General features: G+C 68.2%; 20 protein-coding genes and 2 pseudogenes. 8 read left to right on the forward strand and 14 right to left on the reverse strand.

The features are described 5' to 3' along the window. Positions 1 to 270, forward strand: a complete 270-nt coding sequence (locus tag ACW175_RS00100; RefSeq protein WP_492102664.1) for an HPr family phosphocarrier protein — start codon at positions 1 to 3, stop codon at positions 268 to 270. Between the two features lie 80 nt (positions 271 to 350). Here the strand turns inward: ACW175_RS00100 and ACW175_RS00105 are convergent. From ACW175_RS00105 to pseB, 5 genes and pseudogenes are all read right to left on the reverse strand, one after another. Further along, positions 351 to 444: pseudogene (locus ACW175_RS00105) on the reverse strand (hypothetical protein); the annotation flags it as partial. Between the two features lie 607 nt (positions 445 to 1,051). Beyond that, the gene (locus ACW175_RS00110) at positions 1,052 to 1,141 is read right to left on the reverse strand and encodes a hypothetical protein (protein WP_492104865.1); all 90 of its coding nucleotides are present in this window, start codon (positions 1,139 to 1,141) and stop codon (positions 1,052 to 1,054) included. Positions 1,142 to 1,233: 92 nt separating this feature from the next. Then, positions 1,234 to 2,352 carry a DUF5694 domain-containing protein gene (locus tag ACW175_RS00115; protein WP_492102665.1) on the reverse strand — a complete coding sequence of 373 codons (1,119 nt, stop codon included), beginning with the start codon at positions 2,350 to 2,352 and terminating at the stop codon, positions 1,234 to 1,236. A gap of 120 nt (positions 2,353 to 2,472) precedes the next feature. Then, entirely contained in the window at positions 2,473 to 3,630 is a 1,158-nt protein-coding gene (gene pseC / locus ACW175_RS00120) for a UDP-4-amino-4,6-dideoxy-N-acetyl-beta-L-altrosamine transaminase (RefSeq protein WP_492102666.1), read from the reverse strand. Continuing rightward, positions 3,627 to 4,667 carry a UDP-N-acetylglucosamine 4,6-dehydratase (inverting) gene (gene pseB, locus ACW175_RS00125; protein WP_492102667.1) on the reverse strand — a complete coding sequence of 347 codons (1,041 nt, stop codon included), beginning with the start codon at positions 4,665 to 4,667 and terminating at the stop codon, positions 3,627 to 3,629. The genes pseC and pseB overlap by 4 nt, the downstream gene beginning before the upstream one ends. A 117-nt stretch (positions 4,668 to 4,784) precedes the next feature. On the opposite strand from pseB, the gene ACW175_RS00130 reads away from it, so the two are divergent. Next, the gene (locus ACW175_RS00130) at positions 4,785 to 5,204 is read left to right on the forward strand and encodes a hypothetical protein (protein ID WP_492102668.1); all 420 of its coding nucleotides are present in this window, start codon (positions 4,785 to 4,787) and stop codon (positions 5,202 to 5,204) included. Here the strand turns inward: ACW175_RS00130 and tadA are convergent. Then, positions 5,201 to 5,698: a tRNA adenosine(34) deaminase TadA gene (tadA, locus tag ACW175_RS00135; protein WP_492102669.1), complete on the reverse strand. Its 498-nt coding sequence runs from the start codon at positions 5,696 to 5,698 to the stop codon at positions 5,201 to 5,203. The two genes, ACW175_RS00130 and tadA, sit on opposite strands and share 4 nt — an antisense overlap. A gap of 53 nt (positions 5,699 to 5,751) precedes the next feature. Here tadA and ACW175_RS00140 point away from each other — a divergent pair, with 53 nt between their 5' ends. Then, a complete protein-coding gene (locus tag ACW175_RS00140) occupies positions 5,752 to 7,017 on the forward strand; it encodes a pseudouridine synthase (RefSeq protein ID WP_492102670.1) in 1,266 nt (421 codons plus the stop codon). A 58-nt stretch (positions 7,018 to 7,075) separates the two neighbouring features. Here ACW175_RS00140 and ACW175_RS00145 read toward each other — a convergent pair. Together ACW175_RS00145 and ACW175_RS00150 are read right to left on the reverse strand one after the other, a co-directional pair. Next, positions 7,076 to 7,159: pseudogene (locus tag ACW175_RS00145) on the reverse strand (hypothetical protein); the annotation flags it as partial. Continuing rightward, a complete protein-coding gene (locus tag ACW175_RS00150) occupies positions 7,126 to 8,097 on the reverse strand; it encodes a CPBP family intramembrane glutamic endopeptidase (RefSeq protein WP_492102671.1) in 972 nt (323 codons plus the stop codon). The pseudogene ACW175_RS00145 and the gene ACW175_RS00150, both read right to left, overlap by 34 nt. 137 nt (positions 8,098 to 8,234) lie before the next feature. Here ACW175_RS00150 and ACW175_RS00155 point away from each other — a divergent pair, with 137 nt between their 5' ends. Both ACW175_RS00155 and rsmD read left to right on the forward strand, forming a co-directional pair. Then, complete coding sequence (locus ACW175_RS00155) at positions 8,235 to 8,849, forward strand: TMEM175 family protein (protein ID WP_492102672.1); 615 nt, start codon at positions 8,235 to 8,237, stop codon at positions 8,847 to 8,849. Continuing rightward, positions 8,849 to 9,412, forward strand: a complete 564-nt coding sequence (gene rsmD, locus ACW175_RS00160) for a 16S rRNA (guanine(966)-N(2))-methyltransferase RsmD (RefSeq protein ID WP_492102673.1) — start codon at positions 8,849 to 8,851, stop codon at positions 9,410 to 9,412. Before ACW175_RS00155 ends, rsmD begins: the two co-directional genes overlap by 1 nt. Position 9,413: 1 nt before the next feature. Here rsmD and ACW175_RS00165 read toward each other — a convergent pair whose 3' ends face one another. The 5 genes from ACW175_RS00165 to ACW175_RS00185 form a co-directional block, all read right to left on the reverse strand. Beyond that, the gene (locus ACW175_RS00165) at positions 9,414 to 9,689 is read right to left on the reverse strand and encodes a YjhX family toxin (protein WP_492102674.1); all 276 of its coding nucleotides are present in this window, start codon (positions 9,687 to 9,689) and stop codon (positions 9,414 to 9,416) included. Between the two features lie 184 nt (positions 9,690 to 9,873). Next, complete coding sequence (locus ACW175_RS00170) at positions 9,874 to 10,833, reverse strand: alpha/beta hydrolase (RefSeq protein WP_492102675.1); 960 nt, start codon at positions 10,831 to 10,833, stop codon at positions 9,874 to 9,876. 100 nt (positions 10,834 to 10,933) lie between these two features. Further along, complete coding sequence (locus ACW175_RS00175) at positions 10,934 to 13,015, reverse strand: AsmA family protein (protein WP_492102676.1); 2,082 nt, start codon at positions 13,013 to 13,015, stop codon at positions 10,934 to 10,936. Between the two features lie 73 nt (positions 13,016 to 13,088). Continuing rightward, positions 13,089 to 13,193 (reverse strand): hypothetical protein, encoded by a 105-nt coding sequence (locus ACW175_RS00180; RefSeq protein ID WP_233586391.1) that lies wholly within the window; start codon positions 13,191 to 13,193, stop codon positions 13,089 to 13,091. A 76-nt stretch (positions 13,194 to 13,269) separates the two neighbouring features. Continuing rightward, positions 13,270 to 13,851, reverse strand: a complete 582-nt coding sequence (locus tag ACW175_RS00185; RefSeq protein WP_492102677.1) for a hypothetical protein — start codon at positions 13,849 to 13,851, stop codon at positions 13,270 to 13,272. 142 nt (positions 13,852 to 13,993) lie between these two features. On the opposite strand from ACW175_RS00185, the gene ACW175_RS00190 reads away from it, so the two are divergent. The 3 genes from ACW175_RS00190 (at position 13,994) to ACW175_RS00200 (ending at position 15,801) form a co-directional block, all read left to right on the forward strand. Continuing rightward, a complete protein-coding gene (locus tag ACW175_RS00190; protein ID WP_492102678.1) occupies positions 13,994 to 14,635 on the forward strand; it encodes an HAD-IA family hydrolase in 642 nt (213 codons plus the stop codon). Positions 14,636 to 14,662: 27 nt separating this feature from the next. Next, positions 14,663 to 14,944: a 4a-hydroxytetrahydrobiopterin dehydratase gene (locus tag ACW175_RS00195; RefSeq protein WP_492102679.1), complete on the forward strand. Its 282-nt coding sequence runs from the start codon at positions 14,663 to 14,665 to the stop codon at positions 14,942 to 14,944. 71 nt (positions 14,945 to 15,015) lie between these two features. Beyond that, entirely contained in the window at positions 15,016 to 15,801 is a 786-nt protein-coding gene (locus ACW175_RS00200; RefSeq protein ID WP_492102680.1) for an SDR family oxidoreductase, read from the forward strand. A gap of 42 nt (positions 15,802 to 15,843) precedes the next feature. On the opposite strand, the gene spdR is transcribed toward ACW175_RS00200, so the two are convergent. Further along, on the reverse strand, positions 15,844 to 16,401 hold the full coding sequence (gene spdR / locus ACW175_RS00205) for a stationary phase response regulator transcription factor SpdR (protein WP_492102681.1): 558 nt from the start codon (positions 16,399 to 16,401) through the stop codon (positions 15,844 to 15,846). Positions 16,402 to 16,454: the final 53 nt, after the last annotated feature.

Here is a 16,454-nt window from a genome sequence, read left to right on the forward strand (position 1 = left end):
ATGACGTCAAGAACGGTCGAGATCGTCAATGAGCGCGGCCTGCACGCCCGCGCCTCGGCCAAGTTCGTGAAGATGGCGTCCGGCTTCGACGCCGAGGTGACCGTCAGCCGCGAAGGCTCGTCGGTCGACGCCCGCTCGATCATGGGCCTGATGATGCTCGCCGCCGGCATCGGCTCGACCATCGACATCAGCGCGGAAGGCCCCGAAGCGGGGCCGGCGGTCGAAGCGCTGTGCGAGCTGGTGGCCAACCGGTTCGACGAGGAGCGGTAGGGGCTCGCGCCTTGCGCTCAAGTGACGTTCGCGGAACCCGCGATGGGTGGATCGCGGACTCTTCGTGAAAGCGCCGCTATCCCGGACCGAACTGTCTTCACCGACATAGTCGTCCAGGCATCCCGGCAGCAGCGCCACCTGCCGACGATCCTCACCCTCGATAAAGCGCGCCATCCCGCACCTCCGAAGCCTTCCCCTAAAGACTACGGTGCTTCGGGGTTTTCACACAGCCTCGGTGGTGAGCGGCCAAAGCAGCGGGGTGTTCTAGTCGGTGGAGCCTGAGCGTGATCGTTCCCATCTCGCGACGAGGTTCATGACGGCCAGCACAAGAAGTAGGTCCACGAACGCTAAAGGCAGCATAACGAAACCGGGAAAGCGCTCTGGCAACGTAAGGAAAAATGCGGCTGTTACCTGCGCAGCAAATAGCAGGGAAAGCACGGAGGCAAACAGAAGGGATCGGATGCTTTCGGCGTTTACGTAAACAGTGATCATAAATACAGCAGAAATGTCGACGACTACTAGTCCCCGACCTTCCTGGCCGAAGTGCGTGAAGAGCGCGTATATCGGAAGCAAGAGGACAAAGACTATCACACCGACGGCTCTTGGTCCGAGCCGGTCCCATAGAGCGCGCAATTCGGTCATCATGATTGCCTGTCTGCCGCCCGCCACATGCCAACCTAAACCTGTGTCGGGCGTGTCCGCTATGGGTCGAAAGTCGACCTTGGTCGGTGCGATCCTTAAATCTCTTGGAGGCAGCAGCGTGCTGGGCTGAGAAGGTCTGTCAAGGACCGCCTCCGGCGGCCGCGTGCGGCGACGCGGAGCGTCGTCCTTGAGAGACCTTCTCAGCCCAGCGATCGTCTCGCCGTGAGATATAAGGATGGCGCTCTTCCGGGGCGGAAGAGGCTTCTGACCGAAAACTACGCGGCCTTCGGATGACCAAGGCGTTAAGGCCGCCCAGCCACCCTACTTCAGCACCGCATCCGCGCTGACCAGCCGCACGTCGTGCATCTGGTTCAGATAGGCCTCGTAGTAGCCCTTGTGGGAGGCGCCGACGATGGCGAGCATCCGCATGCCGGGGTGCTGGCCCAGGACCTCGCGGATGTTGGCGACCATGCGCAGGTTGCGGGTCTCCCAGTAGCCCAGATATTGCCGGCCGAAGCCCTGGGGCGAGGGCTCGACGAACGTCGCGCCGAAGTCGCCCTTGTAGGCCATCATTTGGGCGTCTGCGGTGTTGAAGGCGCGATAGAGATTCAGCAGGCCGTCCGGCTTGTCGAGGTTGGCGGTCAGGCGCTCGTTCTCGGCCCGGCGGGCGTGGCTGACGGGATTGTCCCAGGCCTTCATGATCGCGGCGTCGAAGGCCTTCTGCTCGACCGGATCGCCGCTGTCGGGCGTGTCGGCCGAGTGGTCGTCGACGCTCCACAGGCGTTCATGACCCAGGCGCGCGGCCAGGACGGCGGAGATCAAGTTGGTCTCGTTGCGGCGGACCTGGGCCTTGGCGAGGCTGGCGGCCAGGTCTTCGGTCAGGCCATCGCCGGCTTTCCGCTCTGCCTCGGGCAGTCGCAGCCATTGCACCAAGGCCGAGCCTTCCTCGCCCGCCGCCAGGAAGATGGCCGCCAGGTGTCGGCGTTGAGCCGGCGTCGGCGCGGCCGGCCACGTGGCCAGAAGGCGCTCGGCTTCCACATTGGCCGCCGGCACGTCGAGGCCGGTGGCGCGCGCCGCGGCCGTGGTGTCGTCGCAATAGCGCTTCACCGTCTCCGTGTAGCGAGTCGGATTGCGGCGCAGGGCGTCGCACTGCAGGCCGGACAGGTCCTCGGTGGCGATCCCGGTCGGCTTCCAGGCGGCCAAGCGGTCGATCAGCGGCGCCAGCAGCGCCATGTCGAAGGTCTTCGGCAGGCCCGACAGGTGCGTCGTGCCCAGCACCAGCACCGCGTTGGGCTTGCCGGCGGGCGGACCCTTCAGCGTCTCGGGATGGAAGCTGGGCTTATAATTTTCCACTTGGGTTTGGGCCTGCGCCTGGGCGGCGCCGGCGAGCATGGCCAGCGCCCCAACGCCGGCGACGAGAATACGAACGGTGCGAAACATGAAGGCCCCTCGGATAGCTACTCAAGCTTAGAGGCCCGGGGGAGGGCGAACGGAGGCGCCTGTCTTTAATTTAATGATCTTGTCTCTTCGCACGGAGGAGCTGGAGGCGGCCTTGCCGCTCTACCCCAAGATCCCCGCCAGCGCGTCGACCACGCGCTCGACGTCGCCGTCGGTCATGGTCGGATACAGCGGCAGGGTCAGGCAGCGGGCGTACCAGGCGTCGGCCCCGGGCAGGTCCGCCAGGCCCTGGCGGTTCACGTAGTAGGGCTGGCGATGCACCGGAATGTAGTGGACCTGTGTCCCGATCCCACCGGCCTTCAGCGTGTCGACCACGGTGCGGCGCGACAGTCCCTCGGCCTCGAAGTCGATCAGCACGGTCAGCAGGTGCAGGGCCGGGTTGGAATAGGCTGGGCTCGCGGCCAGGCGCACGCGCGGCGCGCGTTCGGCCAGCAGCCTGGCGTACAGCGCGGTCAGTTCGCGCCGACGGGCGACGAAGCGGTCCAGCTTGGTCAGCTGCGACAGGCCCAGGGCGCACAGCACGTCCGGGATGCGGTAGTTGAAGCCCAGCTCCGGCATCTCGTACCACCAGGGATCGCCGCCGGGCTCGCGGACCATGCCGTGCGAGCGCAGCAGCCGGGCCTTGGCGGCCAGGGCCGGGTCGTTGGTGGTCAGCATGCCGCCTTCGCCGGTGGCGAGCGTCTTGACCGGATGGAACGAGAAGCTGGCGAAGCTGGAAAAGGCGCCGTCGCCGACGGGATGGGCGACGCCGCCGAACGTCGCGATCGAGCCCAGGGCGTGGGGCGCGTCCTCGACCAGCGCCGCGCCGGAGGCCGAGGCCATGGCCTTCAGCGCCGGCAGGTCGCAGACGTCGCCGCGCAGGTGGACGGGCAGCACGGCCTTGATCCGTTTGCCGGGCGCGCCGTTCAAGGCTTTGGCCAGGGTGTCCGGAGTCATCAGGCCGCTGTCGGGATCGACATCGGCGAACACCACCTCTGCCCCGACGTAGCGGGCGCAGTTGGCGGTGGCCAGGAAGGTGATCGACGGCGCGACGCAGACATCGCCTTCACCGATACCCAAGGCCATCATCGCCAGGTGCAGGGTGGCCGTGCCGTTGGAGACGGCGATGGCGTGCTCGGCCCCGACCTTCTGGGCGAAGGCTGTCTCGAAGGCCTCGACCGTCGGGCCGGTGGTCAGGAAGTCGCCGCGCAGGGCTTCGGCGACGGCCGCGATGTCGTCGTCCTCGATCGTCTGCCGGCCGTAGGGGAGGAAGCCGCTCATCGCGCGGCCTTCTCCTCCAGCATGGCCAGCAGGCCTTCGGGGCTCAGCCAGTCGTGGTTGTTGTCGCTGCTGTACGAGAATTCCTCCGCCACGCGCCGGGCGCCGTCGGCTTCCGAATAGGGTTGGCGGCCGAACTCGGCGAAGTTGGGTTCGATGGCGTAGCGGTCCTCGAACTCGACGGTCGAGCGCGCGTCGTCGGCGCTGATCATGATCTCGTGCAGCTTCTCGCCCGGACGGATGCCGACCACCTTCATGCCGGCGTCCGGCGACATGGCCTTGACCAGGTCCGGCATGGCCATGGAGGGGATCTTCGGCACGAAGATCTCGCCGCCGCGCATCATGGTCAGGGACGACAGCACGAAGTCGACGCCCTCGTTCAGGGTGATCCAGAAGCGGGTCATGCGCGGATCGGTGACCGGCAGCTCGGTCGCGCCCTGGCTGAGCAGGCGGCGATAGAGCGGCACCACGCTGCCGCGCGAGCCGACCACATTGCCGTAGCGCACGACGCAGAAGCGCGTGCCGATGTCGCCCGACAGGTTGTTGGCCGCCACGAAGGTCTTGTCCGAGGCCAGCTTGGTCGCGCCATAGAGGTTGGTCGGGTTGCAGGCCTTGTCGGTCGACAGGGCCACGACCTGCTTCACGGCGTTGTTCAGGCTGGCCCAGACCACGTTCTCGGCGCCCATGATGTTGGTGTGGATGCACTCGGACGGATTATATTCGGCCGCCGGAACTTGCTTGAGGGCCGCGGCGTGGATGACGATGTCGACGCCGCGCAGGGCCAGGGTCAGGCGTTCGCGGTCCCGCACGTCGCCGAGGAAGAAGCGCAGCTTGCCGTAGGTGGCCTCGTCGAACTGCTCGCGCATTTCGAGCTGCATGTCGCTCTGCTTCAATTCGTCGCGGGAGTAGATGATCACCTTCCGCGGCGTGTAGCGGCGCAGGACGGTCTCGATGAAGCGCCGGCCGAACGAGCCGGTGCCGCCGGTGACAAGGATCACCTTGCCGTCCAGATCGAGGGATTTGGGGGAGAAACGGCCCAAGGTCTGCCTCCTGCGACGGTCGTCCGCGCCCCAGGCGTGCGACGACTCGTGGTTAACGTCCCTGTGTGCGCTCGCAGACGTAAAGAGGACGTCAACCACGACGGGATACAAGGACGCATGCGCCGAAACCGCCTCCTTCCGATCGCCCTGATCGCCGCCCTCGCCGGCGGCTCCCTGGCCGCGCCGAGCGTCGCCTTCGCCGGTCACGGCGGCGGCGAGGAGAAGAAGGCGCCGCCGACCTATTTCGCCCTGGACCCGATTAATGCGGTGGTCCTGCGCCGCGACGGCCGCCGGGGCGTGATGACCGTCGAGACCGGCATCGAGGCCAAGGATCCGAAGCTGATGGAGCGCGCCCAGGCCTCCACGCCGCGCCTGCGGGCGGCCTTCGCCCAGGTGCTGATGGTCTATGCCGCCGGCCTGCGCGGCGGCGCCCCGCCGGACCTCGACTATGTCGCGCGCGAGCTGCAGAAGGCCTGCGATCAAGTGGTGGGCAAGCCCGGCGCCAAGGTCCTGCTGGGCTCGACCCTGCTCAGCTAGCCTTTGGTCTTCCGGCGCGCGCGGAAGAATCCGCGCAGCAGGTCCGCGCTCTCTTCCGCCAGGACGCCGCCCGTCACCTCCGGCCGCCAGTGACAGGTGGGTTGAGCGAAGAATCTTGGGCCATGGACGACCGCGCCGCCCTTGGGATCCTCGGCCCCGAACACCACCCGGCCGATCCGCGCGTGGCTGATCGCGCCGGCGCACATGGCGCAGGGCTCCAGGGTGACAACCAGGGTCAGGTCGGTCAGCCGGTAGTTTTCCAGCTTCGCCGCCGCCACGCGCATCGCCGCGATCTCGGCGTGGGCCGTGGGGTCGTGGGCGGCGATCGGGCCGTTGCCGGCCGTGGCGATGACTTCGCCGGTCCTCGGATCCAGGATCACCGCGCCGACCGGCGTCTCGCCGGCTTCGGCCGCCGCGCGGGCGGCGTCCAGCGCCAACCGCATCATGCGCCGATCCTGCTCCAAGTCTTGATCCTCAGAAAGATCAGTGCGCATTAGCCTTCAAACGCCCATCGAGAGATGCGCCCAGCCCGAGAAGGACGCCGAAAATGACCAAGCCACACGATCCCCTGTACGAGCCTGAACTCGAGGGTCAAGACGGAGAACTCGACGGCGGTCCCGGCGAGCGGGTCGCCAAGGCCCTGGCGCGGGCCGGCGTGGCTTCCCGGCGCGAGGTCGAGCGGCTGATCGAGGCCGGGCGCGTGGCGATCAACGGCAAGGTGCTGACCACCCCGGCGATCAAGGTCCAGCCCGGCGACTTCCTCACCGTCGATGGCCAGCTGGTGGCCGAGCGCGAGCCGACGCGGATCTTCCGCTACCACAAGCCCACCGGGCTGATGACCACCCACAACGACCCCAAGGGCCGGCCGACGGTGTTCCAGTCGCTGCCCAAGGAGCTGCCGCGCCTGATTTCGGTGGGCCGTCTCGACCTCAACTCCGAAGGCCTGCTGCTGCTGACCAATGACGGCGAGCTGTCGCGCGCCTTGGAGACGCCCAGCAACGCCTGGGTCCGCCGTTATCGCGCCCGCGCCTTCGGCGACACCACCCAGGCCAAGCTGGACGCGCTGAAGGACGGCATCACCGTCGAGGGCGTCAAGTACGGCGCGATCGAAGCCAAGATCGACAAGGCCCACGACAAGGCCGGCGGCGGCAAGAACATCTGGATCACGGTCAGCCTGTCGGAAGGCAAGAACCGCGAAGTCCGCAAGGTGCTGGAAGCCCTGGGCCTGAAGGTCAATCGCCTGATCCGCATGTCCTACGGCCCGTTCGCCCTGGGTCCGCTGGAAGCCGGCCAGATCGAGGAGGTCGGCCCCCGGGTGATCCGCGAGCTGATGGAAGGGATCGTCTCCGACGAGAACATGCCGACGGGGGATCGGCCGAAGTTCAACGGCGTCGCCGCCGCCGTGAAGGCCCCTGGCACGCCGGGCGGCGGCGACCTGCAGCGCCGAGGCGTTCCGCGCGCCGACCGCGCGGTGGTGCTCGACACGCCGCAAAAGTCCGAGAAGCCGGTCTACAAGGCCGGTTGGGCCAAGCCGAAGAAGAAGGTCTCGCCCCACGCCCCGGCCAAGGGCGCCAGCAAGGGCATCGCCGCGCCCAAGGCCAAGCGCGCGCCCAAGTCGATGGAGAGCAAGTTCATCGACATCGGCAAGCCCGCCGCGCGCGGCAAGCCAGCCGCCAAGCCCGCTGAAGGCGCGGCGCGTCGCGTGTCGGAAAAGCCGGGCAAGGCGGCGCCGCGTCCGGGGGCGGCCAAGCCCGCGCGGGGCGCTGGGCCCGCGCGTGGTCCGGCCCCGCGCGGTGGTCCACCGAAGCGCTGAGGAGCCAAGAACCTCGCCCTTCGACAAGCTCAGGATGAGGTTCTCTAGACCGCCGTCAGCATTCGTCCTCACCCTGAGCCTGTCGAAGGGCGAGGACGCGGTTAGGCTCTAAGCCGCGGCCGGGCTCGAGCCGCCGGTCCAGCGGCGCAGGGCCGGCCAGCGCACGGACAGCTCGGCGACGCCGATGAAGCCGGCCAACACCACCAGGGCGCTGGCGATCAGGCCCGCCTTGAACTCGTGCGGCGAGTCGGGGCGGGTGGTCATCGGCCGGATCAACAGCAGGATCACGGCGTTGTTGGCCGCGTGGGCCCCGATGCCCAGCTCGATGCCGCCCAGCCGCAGCGCCATCCAGGTCAGGCCCGCCCCCATGGCCGCGCGGACCAGGAAGGCGTCGATATTGGGGTCGAAGTGGATGGCCGCGAACAGCAGGCCGTTCAGCACCATCAGCACGATGGGGTCGCGGACGTAGGCCGCGCTCTGCTTCAGCAGCCAGCCGCGGAAGACCAGTTCTTCGGCGGCCGAGGCCAGGATCAGCAGGGCGATGGCCATGGTCGCGTAGAAGGTGCGGCCCACCAGGTTCGGCGACACCTTCCACAGCGGCGGATCCAGCGACTCGCCCAGGGCGGCGGCGACGCCGGTGACGGCGATCATCACCACGCCGACCAGGACGAGGCCGCCCAGCAGCAGGCGCCAGCGCACCGGCTGGCCGCGATTGATATAGTCGGTGATCCGGCGGTGGTGGATGGCCCCGGCCGCGAACACGAAACCGACCGCCGCGCCCAGGTTCACCCCGGCCAGCACGGCCAGGAAGAACAGCGACTGCCGCGCCGTCGGCTCGGCCAGGTTCGGATCGGAAAACACGCTGAACAGGTCGCCGGCCGCCGGCGCGCCGTCCAGGCCGCTGACCACCAGCAGGCTGATCAGGGTGGCGGTGATCGCGCCCAACAGGCCCGCCACGGCCCCGGCCAGCATGCCGACCGGCACGGCGAAGACCGTCCGCCACGGGTCGCGGTCATAGGGCGACAGGTCGGCCAGAAAGCGTGAACCCTTCACCGCCTCCATCAGCTCGCCCATGCGCATCGTCCGCTCGCCTCTCGCCACGCGTTGCTGGCTTCCGGCCCGACTAAGAGGGAAGGGCCGCGATCTTGTAAAGCCGGTGCTTGCGGCAGCGCGCGCGGGACGGCACACATCCGGTTACGGGTTGTAAGGGGGCGGGCATGAGCGACGGAGTTTCGGGCAAGGGCGATACGGGCGCCGCGCACCTGCACAGGCTGGTGCTGTTCTCGGACGCGGTCTTCGCGATCGCCATCACCCTGCTGGCCATCGAGATCCATCCGCCCGAGCACTGGCAGGGCGCGGCGGACCTGTTCGACCAGATGGGCCACAAGCTCACCGCCTATGCCGTGAGTTTCGCGACGATCGGGGTCTGCTGGTTTAGCCACCGCCGCGTGTTCGCCCGCCTGGAGCGGGCCGATGGGGGCCTGGATTTCTTCAACTTCCTGGTGCTGGGCCTAGTCGCCCTGTTGCCGCTGAGCACGGAACTCCTGTGGGAGCAGGGCGGGCAAGCCGTGCCCGTCTATGTCAGCCATGTGGCGCTGATCGGCCTCGCCATGGGCCTGGTCTGGGCCTATGCGGCCTTCATAGGCAAACTGACCGAGGCCATGTCGATGGGCGAGGCGCTGTTCGTGCTGCTGCGCGTGTCCCTGCTGCCCGGCCTGATGTGCGGCTTGACGATCTTCAGCCTGGTCAAGCCGTGGGGTTGGGCCCTGTTGGCCGGACTGATGTTGGGTCTCAACCTGATCGGCCGCCGCATGGCCGCGAAGGCCGCCTGATGCGCATCGTCTCGGGCCAGTATCGCGGCAAGGCCATCGTCGCCCCGCCGGGCGAGGCCACCCGCCCAACCTCTGACCGCGCCCGCCAGGCCGTGTTCAACATTCTGGAGCACGCCGCCTGGGCGCCGGAACTGAATGGCGCGCGGGTCATCGACGTGTTCGCCGGCTCGGGCGCGCTGGGGCTGGAGGCCCTGTCGCGCGGGGCGGGCTTCTGCCTGTTCGTCGAGACCGACGACGCCGCGCGCGGCGCGATCCGCGAGAACATCGACGCCATGCACCTGTTTGGCGTCACCCGCGTGCACCGCCGCGACGCCACCGATCTGGGACCCCGCCCGGCCAGCGCCGGGACGCCGTTCGACATCGCCTTCCTCGACCCCCCCTACGCCAAGGGCCTGGGCGAGAAGGCCGTGGCCGAGCTTCGCGCGCACGGCTGGCTGGCCCCGGGCGCGATCCTGATGTTCGAGCGCGGCCGGGGCGAGATCGACCCGGTTCTGGAGGGCTTCGAGCAGATCGACGCGCGCGACTACGGCGCCGCGCGCGTGCTGTTCTACAAGCTAACCTAGGTCACCAGCCCTTCGCCCCCACCCGGTTGTCCAGCTGAGAGCGGAGATGGCCCAGCCCCAGCCGGGTGATCCGGTAGGGGCCGCCGTCCTGGCTGGCGATCAGCCGCTTGCGCTTCAGCGACTGGAACACGCCGACCGAACAGTCGGTCAGCGCCCAGCCGTCGCGGGTGAGGCAGTCGGCCGCGATGACTTTGCCGTTGTCGTCGCGTTCGAGTTCGATCCGGCCGCCCTGGGCCAGGGCGTGCAGCGTGCGTTGCTGCGATTTGGAGATGTTCAAGGGATTGTCCGAGAGATCGAGGCGCGTGAGCGCGCTTCCGGCCAGCGGAGCGCGGGCGGAGCGGGCCTAGCGACTTTCGAACCGAGGTTCGGAGCCTGTTAGGCCCGGACCTCGCGCACAATCTCGGACATGAACCACACAAGAAGGTTGGTGACGGGGAGGATGGGGCAAAGTTCGGCGAAGCTCAAGGCGGCGGCAGAACGCCGATATCCTTGAGCCAGGTCTCGACCAGCGCCGGCCAGACCGCCACGGCGCGGCCCTTGGCCCTCAGGCCAAATGCGTGGCCGCCCTTGCTGAACAGGTGGACCTCGGTGGGCACGCCCGCATCGTCGAGGGCGCGGGCGTAGAGGGTGCTGTTGCAGATCTCGTCGACGGGGTCGTCCCAGGCCTGCAGCAGGAAGGTCGGCGGCGTCTGCTTGGTCACGTGGATGCTGGGATCGAGCTTGGTCCCGGCGCGGCATAGATGGCCTGGATAGGCGGCGATCGCGAAGTCGGGCCGGCTGCTGACCTTGTCGACCGCATCGACCGGCTTGTAGGCGGGCTCAAGGATGTTGCTGGCCTGGGCGACCATGTAGCCGCCCGCCGAGAAGCCGATCACCCCGATCCTGTCCGGCCTGACGCCCAGGGCCTTGGCGCGGGACCGGATCAGCCGGATGGTCCGCTGCGCGTCCTGCAAAGCTCGGGGCACGGGCGGCGTCATGTGGCACTTGCAGTCCTTGTTCCAGTAGTGGTTGCTGCCGGGCACCCGGTACTTGAGCAGCACGCAGGTCATGCCGCGCGCCGTGATCCAGTCGCAGATCTCGGTCCCCTCTATCGCCATGGCCAGAATCTGGAAGCCGCCGCCGGGGAAGACGATCATCGCCGCGCCGGTGTTGCGGCCTTTGGGCGGGAAGATGGTCATGGTTGGGGCCGTGACGTCGTAAATCGTGATGTCCTCCCGACCGTCGGGCGATGTCTTGATGGTGCTGTGCTCGGCCGGCTGGTCGCCCGCCATGTCCGGCGCACCGTTTGGCCAGATCGGGACCTGGGTCAGGCCCGGCGGTGGCCGCCATGCGCCGGCCTTGGGGTCTTCGGCGGCGCGACTGGGCGTCACGAACGCCAGGCTCAACAGCAGGCTGGCGGACAGCATCGCGCGGATCGTCATGGCTTGGACCTTCCTCGTGGGAGAGGTCAGGCGACCATCGATCGGCCGGCGCGACAAAGGATCAAATCTCGCCGTAGCCCCAAGTTCAGCTCATGGCTGGCTACTTCTTCACCTTCGCCGCCGTCGTCTGCGCGACCTTCACCGGCGCGCCTTGCTGGCGAGCCTCGCTGACCAGGCCCGCGCAGTCGGCGTCCTTGGCCTCGCCGGTGGTGACGAAGGGCAGGAGGGCCGCCAGCGGGTTGATCAGCGAGCCCAGGGCCGTGGCGATGCCGCCCTGGCCCAGGGTCTTGCTGACGTCGAGGCCCGGCTTGGGGGCCATGATCGGACCCTTGATGGTGATCGGAATGAACAGGCGCAGCAGGCGCGGCTTCTTGCTGTCGCCCTCGATGCGGAAGTCCATGCGCTCGGTGGCGAGGTTCACCGTGCCGCGGCCCTTGGCCAGCACCACGCCGGTGTCGGCGACCAGGGTCGTGGTGGTCATGACGCCGTTCCTGACGTCGAAGTCGGCGACGGCGCAGCGCACGGGCGTCTCCTTGTCGCTCTTGGACAGCAGCAGGAGCAGGCCCTTGGAGGCGTTGACCCCCAGCAGCTCGGCGAAGGCCTGGCGGATCTGGCCGCGCGGGGCGACCAGGGTGACCGAGCCGTCGGCGGTGGAGGCGGCGCGGTGGACGCTGTTGCCCGTGCCGGTCAGCTTGGCCCGGGCCATGACCGCGCCCTCGATGGCCGGCTTGCCGTCGCTCTTGATCGGGATGAAGTCCTCGATGCGGCCGTTCAGCAGGCGCACGTCGATATCGGTCTTCGGCACGGCCGGGCGGGCGTCGAGGCGCACCGTTCCCTTCAGGTCGCCGCGCGAGAAGGTCACGGCCAGCGGGTCGACGGTGAGCACGCCCTTGTCCAGGACCACCTCGGCGCTGACCTTGCGCAGCGGCAGGTTGGGCGCGTTCACGGTCTCGGCGCGATAGCTGACCTTGGCGTCCATGGCGCGGATGCGCTCGACCTGCAGGGTGGCGTCGGGCAGCAGGCGCTGTGTGGCGTCGCGCTGAGCGGCCTCGATCTTCTGGCCGGCCGAGGCGGTCTCGCCGCGCCCGGTGGCCGGGGCGGCGCCGAACAGGCTGCCCAGGTCGTCGAAGTCCAGCCGGCGCGAGCGCAGGTCGGCTTCCAGATAGGGCCGCTCGCGACCCGTCAGCACGAAGAGGTCGCCGCGGATGTCGCTATCGCCGACCCGGCCCGACAGCTTTTCGAAGTCATAGCGGTCGCCCTTGCGGACCAGATGGCCCTCGACCTTGTAGGGTGGCGTGTTGGGCAGGGTCAGGCCGGTCAGGTCGTGCAGGCGATTCAGGTCCGCGCCGGACACGGTGAGCTGGGTATCGAAGCGGCCTAGATCGAACGGCTTGATGACCTTGCCCTCGGCCGTGATGCGGGTCGAGCCGGCGCGGATATCGGCGTCGAACGGGTAGGGACGGCTGGGCGAGATGTTCAGCAGCGGGCCGCCGGTGACCTGGGCGACGAAGGCGGACCCGTTCAGGTTGCCCTTGCCCTCCAGCACGAAGCGGCCACCCTTGGCGCCGGCGCGTTCCTGGGCGTTGACCGTGCCGACGAACAGGGCCCCGCGCTGGCGGTCGTCCACCCGCAATTGGCCCTCGTTGATCACTAGGCGCTGGACAGCCGGCAGCTTCATCGGCTTGTCGCGCTTGCCCGCGCCGAAGGTCCAGTTGGCCCGGCCGTCCTTGCCGCGCAGCAGGCGCACGTCGGCCTTGTCGATGGCCAGGAACGGCAGGATGACCTGGCCGCGCAGCAGAGGCAGGATCTTGATCTGCACGGCGATGCGCTGGACCTGGGCCATCTGGCCGGCCCGGGGATCGACGGACTGGGCCCAGGCCGGCTGGCCTATCCGCACGCCAAAAGCCTCGGCCTTGGGCGAGAACGACCAGGGGTGGACGCGCAGGTCGCCGGTGATCGCCACCTCGCGCTGCAGCTGGGCCGAGGCGTAGCGCCCGATCGGGCCGCGCAGCCAGTTCCAGTCGAAGACTGCCAGGAAGATGACGATCGCCGCGACCAACGTCAGGGCCGCGCCTATGCCGATCCGCGCGCGCCGAGACAGGCCTCGGAACGGGTTCCGGGGCGGCTTGGGCGCGGGCGTGACGTCGAGCGTGGACAGGATCGTGGCTCCGGTTGAACCCACACAACGCGTGAGCCGGGCGATCCTGTTCCAATTCGAAGCGAAACGACCTCAGGCCGGTTCCGGGATCAGCGCGTCAGTAGACGAGACCGATCCGGCAGACGACCACCCCCGCGACGATAAAGACGGCGATGGCGACGAGTTCATAGGCCTTGAAAAACGGCCGGCTTGGCGTGCGCATGATAAATAGTTCCCCCGTCCCATTTTGGTGCAACTCGACGCTTCCGGCGCAAGGGCGGCGCCACCCGCTTTGGGGTTTACGGCGTCTTTCCGGGCCAGATCAGGTAACCGGCTTCGTCGCGCCCGGCCGCAACGTAACCGTAGCCATACGGCGGCGGATAGTTCACGCCCGGGCCCCCACGGCCCTGGGCGTAACCGCCGCTGTATGCACTGCTCTCGTACTCATATTGTGACTGTGAAGACCGGTTGTCATGGCGGCGCTCGCCGTAGCGATCGCCGGCATAACCGCCGCCATAGGCATAGCCGCCTGGATAACCGCCGCAGCGGTCACAGGCGTTCGCGTAACCGCCCTGATAGCCGTAGCCATAGCCATGGCCGGGCGTTGGCTGCGTCTCGACGTCCAGACGACCGCCGCCATAGCCGTGACCGTAGCCACCGCCATAGGCCCCGTCGCACTCGATGCGATCCCAGCGATAGGCCCCGCCCGGACCGGTGACCCGGCGCGAAAAGCACTGACCGGGCGCGGCGTTGGGCGGCAGAATCTCCGGACCCGCGGGACCGCCAACGCCGCCGTGACTCGAGCCAGCCAGCGCCGGCGCGGCCGTCAGGACGGCGGACGTGGCGAGGGCGATCGTGGTCAGGCGGCGAAAGGTGATCATGGGCGACTCCGGACGGGGTTAACAAAACATTTCCCACGCGGTCGCGACTGCCCTTTCACCCGTCGCGCGAGCGTGGCCATGGAGGCTTCCCCTGGCGCCGTGAGACGGGTAGCGTTGCGTCAAACATCTGTTTGAGGCGGCCATGGCGATCGAGGCGGTGATCTGGGATTTCGGCGGGGTTTTCACGACCTCGCCGTTCGAGGCCTTCCGCCGCTACGAGGCCGAACGCGGCCTGCCCGACAACTTCATCCGCATGGTCAACGCCACCGATCCCGACGCGAACGCCTGGGCGCGATTCGAGCGGGCCGAGATCGACGCGGCGGCCTTCGACGGTCTCTTCCTGGAGGAGGCCACGCGCCTGGGCCATCCGGTCCGCGGCGCCGAGGTGCTGCCGCTGCTTTATGGCGACCTGCGGCCTCGGGTGCTGGACGCGCTGAAGGCCTGCAAGGCGCGGTTCAAGGTCGGCTGCATCACCAACAACGTCCCCACCGGCCATGGGCCGGGCATGGCCCAGAGCCCCGAAAAGGCCCTGGCGGTCGCTGAGATCATGGCCCTGTTCGACGCGGTGATCGAAAGCTCCAAGGCCGGGGTGCGCAAGCCCGACCCGCGCATTTACCAGATGATGTGCGAGCGGCTGGGCGTCGCGCCCGAGGTCTGCATCTATCTCGACGACCTGGGCATCAACTGCAAACCGGCGGCGGCCCTGGGGATGACGGCCATCAAGGTCTCGACCGAGGCGCAGTTGCTGAGCGACCTTGCCGAGGCGACCGGATTGGCGTTCTGAGGGGGCGAAGCTTTCTCGGAGAAGTCCATGTCCCGACCCAAGATCGGCGCGCAAGCCGCCATCGCCCAGCTCGACGGCTGGAGCGCCGGCTCCGGCAAGGACGCGATCACCAAGACGTATCGGTTCGCCGACTTCAACGAGGCCTTTGGCTTCATGACCCGGGTGGCGCTGATGGCCGACAAGCTCGACCATCACCCCGAGTGGTTCAATGTCTACAACCGCGTCGAGGTGCTGCTGACCACGCACGACGCGGATGGGGTGACGGACCTGGACGTGACACTGGCGAAGTTCATGGACGGGGCGGCCTAGCCGTTTCCCCCTTCCGCTGAGGCGCCTTCCGGTTCAAACTATCGTTTGAATTATAATCGGGAGGACGCCGCATGGCGCAGAGCACGGGCCGGGTCGCCGGCAAGAAGGCCTTCATCACCGGCGGGGCCCAGGGCCTGGGCGCGGCGGCCGGGCGGATGCTGGCCAAGGAAGGCGCCAAGGTCGCCCTGGCCGATCTCAACCTGGCCGGCGCCCAAGCCGTGGCCGATGAGATCAACGCCGCCCACGGCGCCGGTACGGCCTTCGCCTACCATCTGGACGTCACCCAGGAAGACCAGTGGATCGAGGTGCTGGAAAAGGCCGCCGGCGACATGGGCGGCCTGTCGGTGCTGGTCAACAACGCCGGCATCGGCGGCGACGGCCCGATCGAGAGCCTGGATTTCGACCTCTGGAAGAAGGTGATGTCGGTCAATGTCGATAGCGTCTTCCTGGGCGCCAAGCACGCCCTGACCCACATGCGCGCCCACCAGCCCGGCTCGATCATCAATCTGAGCTCGATCGCCGGCCTGATCGCCAACGGCAACTCGCCGGCCTACAACGCCTCCAAGGCGGCGGTCTGGCTGCTCAGCAAGAACATCGCGCTGTACTGCGCCAAGATGAAGCTCGATATCCGCTCGAACTCCATCCACCCGACCTTCATCGACACCCCGATCCTGGAGGGCTTCACCTCGCGGTTCGGCAAGGAGGAGGCCTTCGCCAAGCTGGCCCGCCAGGTGCCGCTGGGCCGCATCGGCGAGCCCAACGACATCGCCAACGCGGTGCTCTACCTGGCCAGCGACGAGAGCAAGTTCATGACCGGCGCCGAGATCAAGGTCGACGGCGGCATTTCGGCGATGTGATCCGAAGATGCTCCCCCGCGTCGCGGGGGAGCATCTTCGGCCTCATCGCGGCGCGCGCTTGGCCAGGATCCGCTGCAGCGTCCGGCGGTGCATGTTCAGTCGGCGCGCCGTTTCCGACACGTTGTGGCCGCACATCTCGTAGACCCGCTGAATGTGCTCCCACCGTACGCGGTCGGCGCTCATCGGGTTCTCCGGCGGCACGGGAGCGGCGTCCTTGGCGGCCAGCAGGGCGCGGGCCACGTCGTCGGCGTCGGCGGGCTTGGAGAGGTAGTCGACCACCCCCGCCTTCACCGCCGCCACCGCCGTGGCGATGTTGCCGTAGCCGGTCAGCATGATGACCTTGGCGTCCGCGCGGGCGTCGCGCACCGCCTCGACCACCTTCAGGCCGGAACCGTCCTCGAGACGCATGTCCAGCACCGCGTGGGCCGGGGCATGGCTGCGCAGGATGGTCAGGGCCTCGGCCACGGAGGCGGCCAGCGTCACCTCGAACCCACGCTGCTCCAGCGCTCGACCCAATCGGGTCCGCAGTGGAGCGTCATCGTCCAACAACAGGAGCGTCTTGTCCGGCAGCGCCGAAACCAGCTCACCGATATCCGCCATAGAAGTCCGCGCCTCCCCAGCGCCAATACTCAACAGGCCAAATAATAACCCAT

It is taken from the genome of Caulobacter sp. FV1ye6ST (assembly GCF_058681225.1).

What these genes read in the sequence shown, in the direction of transcription:
- tadA (WP_492102669.1), bottom strand. Translation starts at nt 5,698, where the DNA reads ATGCGCACTGATCTTTCTGAGGATCAAGACTTGGAGCAGGATCGGCGC.
- pseC (WP_492102666.1), bottom strand. Translation starts at nt 3,630, where the DNA reads ATGAGCGGCTTCCTCCCCTACGGCCGGCAGACGATCGAGGACGACGAC.
- rsmD (WP_492102673.1), top strand. Translation starts at nt 8,849, where the DNA reads ATGCGCATCGTCTCGGGCCAGTATCGCGGCAAGGCCATCGTCGCCCCG.
- ACW175_RS00140 (WP_492102670.1), top strand. Translation starts at nt 5,752, where the DNA reads ATGACCAAGCCACACGATCCCCTGTACGAGCCTGAACTCGAGGGTCAA.
- ACW175_RS00200 (WP_492102680.1), top strand. Translation starts at nt 15,016, where the DNA reads ATGGCGCAGAGCACGGGCCGGGTCGCCGGCAAGAAGGCCTTCATCACC.
- ACW175_RS00185 (WP_492102677.1), bottom strand. Translation starts at nt 13,851, where the DNA reads ATGATCACCTTTCGCCGCCTGACCACGATCGCCCTCGCCACGTCCGCC.
- spdR (WP_492102681.1), bottom strand. Translation starts at nt 16,401, where the DNA reads ATGGCGGATATCGGTGAGCTGGTTTCGGCGCTGCCGGACAAGACGCTC.
- ACW175_RS00130 (WP_492102668.1), top strand. Translation starts at nt 4,785, where the DNA reads ATGCGCCGAAACCGCCTCCTTCCGATCGCCCTGATCGCCGCCCTCGCC.
- ACW175_RS00115 (WP_492102665.1), bottom strand. Translation starts at nt 2,352, where the DNA reads ATGTTTCGCACCGTTCGTATTCTCGTCGCCGGCGTTGGGGCGCTGGCC.
- ACW175_RS00170 (WP_492102675.1), bottom strand. Translation starts at nt 10,833, where the DNA reads ATGACGATCCGCGCGATGCTGTCCGCCAGCCTGCTGTTGAGCCTGGCG.
- ACW175_RS00195 (WP_492102679.1), top strand. Translation starts at nt 14,663, where the DNA reads ATGTCCCGACCCAAGATCGGCGCGCAAGCCGCCATCGCCCAGCTCGAC.
- ACW175_RS00100 (WP_492102664.1), top strand. Translation starts at nt 1, where the DNA reads ATGACGTCAAGAACGGTCGAGATCGTCAATGAGCGCGGCCTGCACGCC.
- ACW175_RS00150 (WP_492102671.1), bottom strand. Translation starts at nt 8,097, where the DNA reads ATGCGCATGGGCGAGCTGATGGAGGCGGTGAAGGGTTCACGCTTTCTG.
- ACW175_RS00190 (WP_492102678.1), top strand. Translation starts at nt 13,994, where the DNA reads ATGGCGATCGAGGCGGTGATCTGGGATTTCGGCGGGGTTTTCACGACC.
- ACW175_RS00155 (WP_492102672.1), top strand. Translation starts at nt 8,235, where the DNA reads ATGAGCGACGGAGTTTCGGGCAAGGGCGATACGGGCGCCGCGCACCTG.
- ACW175_RS00180 (WP_233586391.1), bottom strand. Translation starts at nt 13,193, where the DNA reads ATGCGCACGCCAAGCCGGCCGTTTTTCAAGGCCTATGAACTCGTCGCC.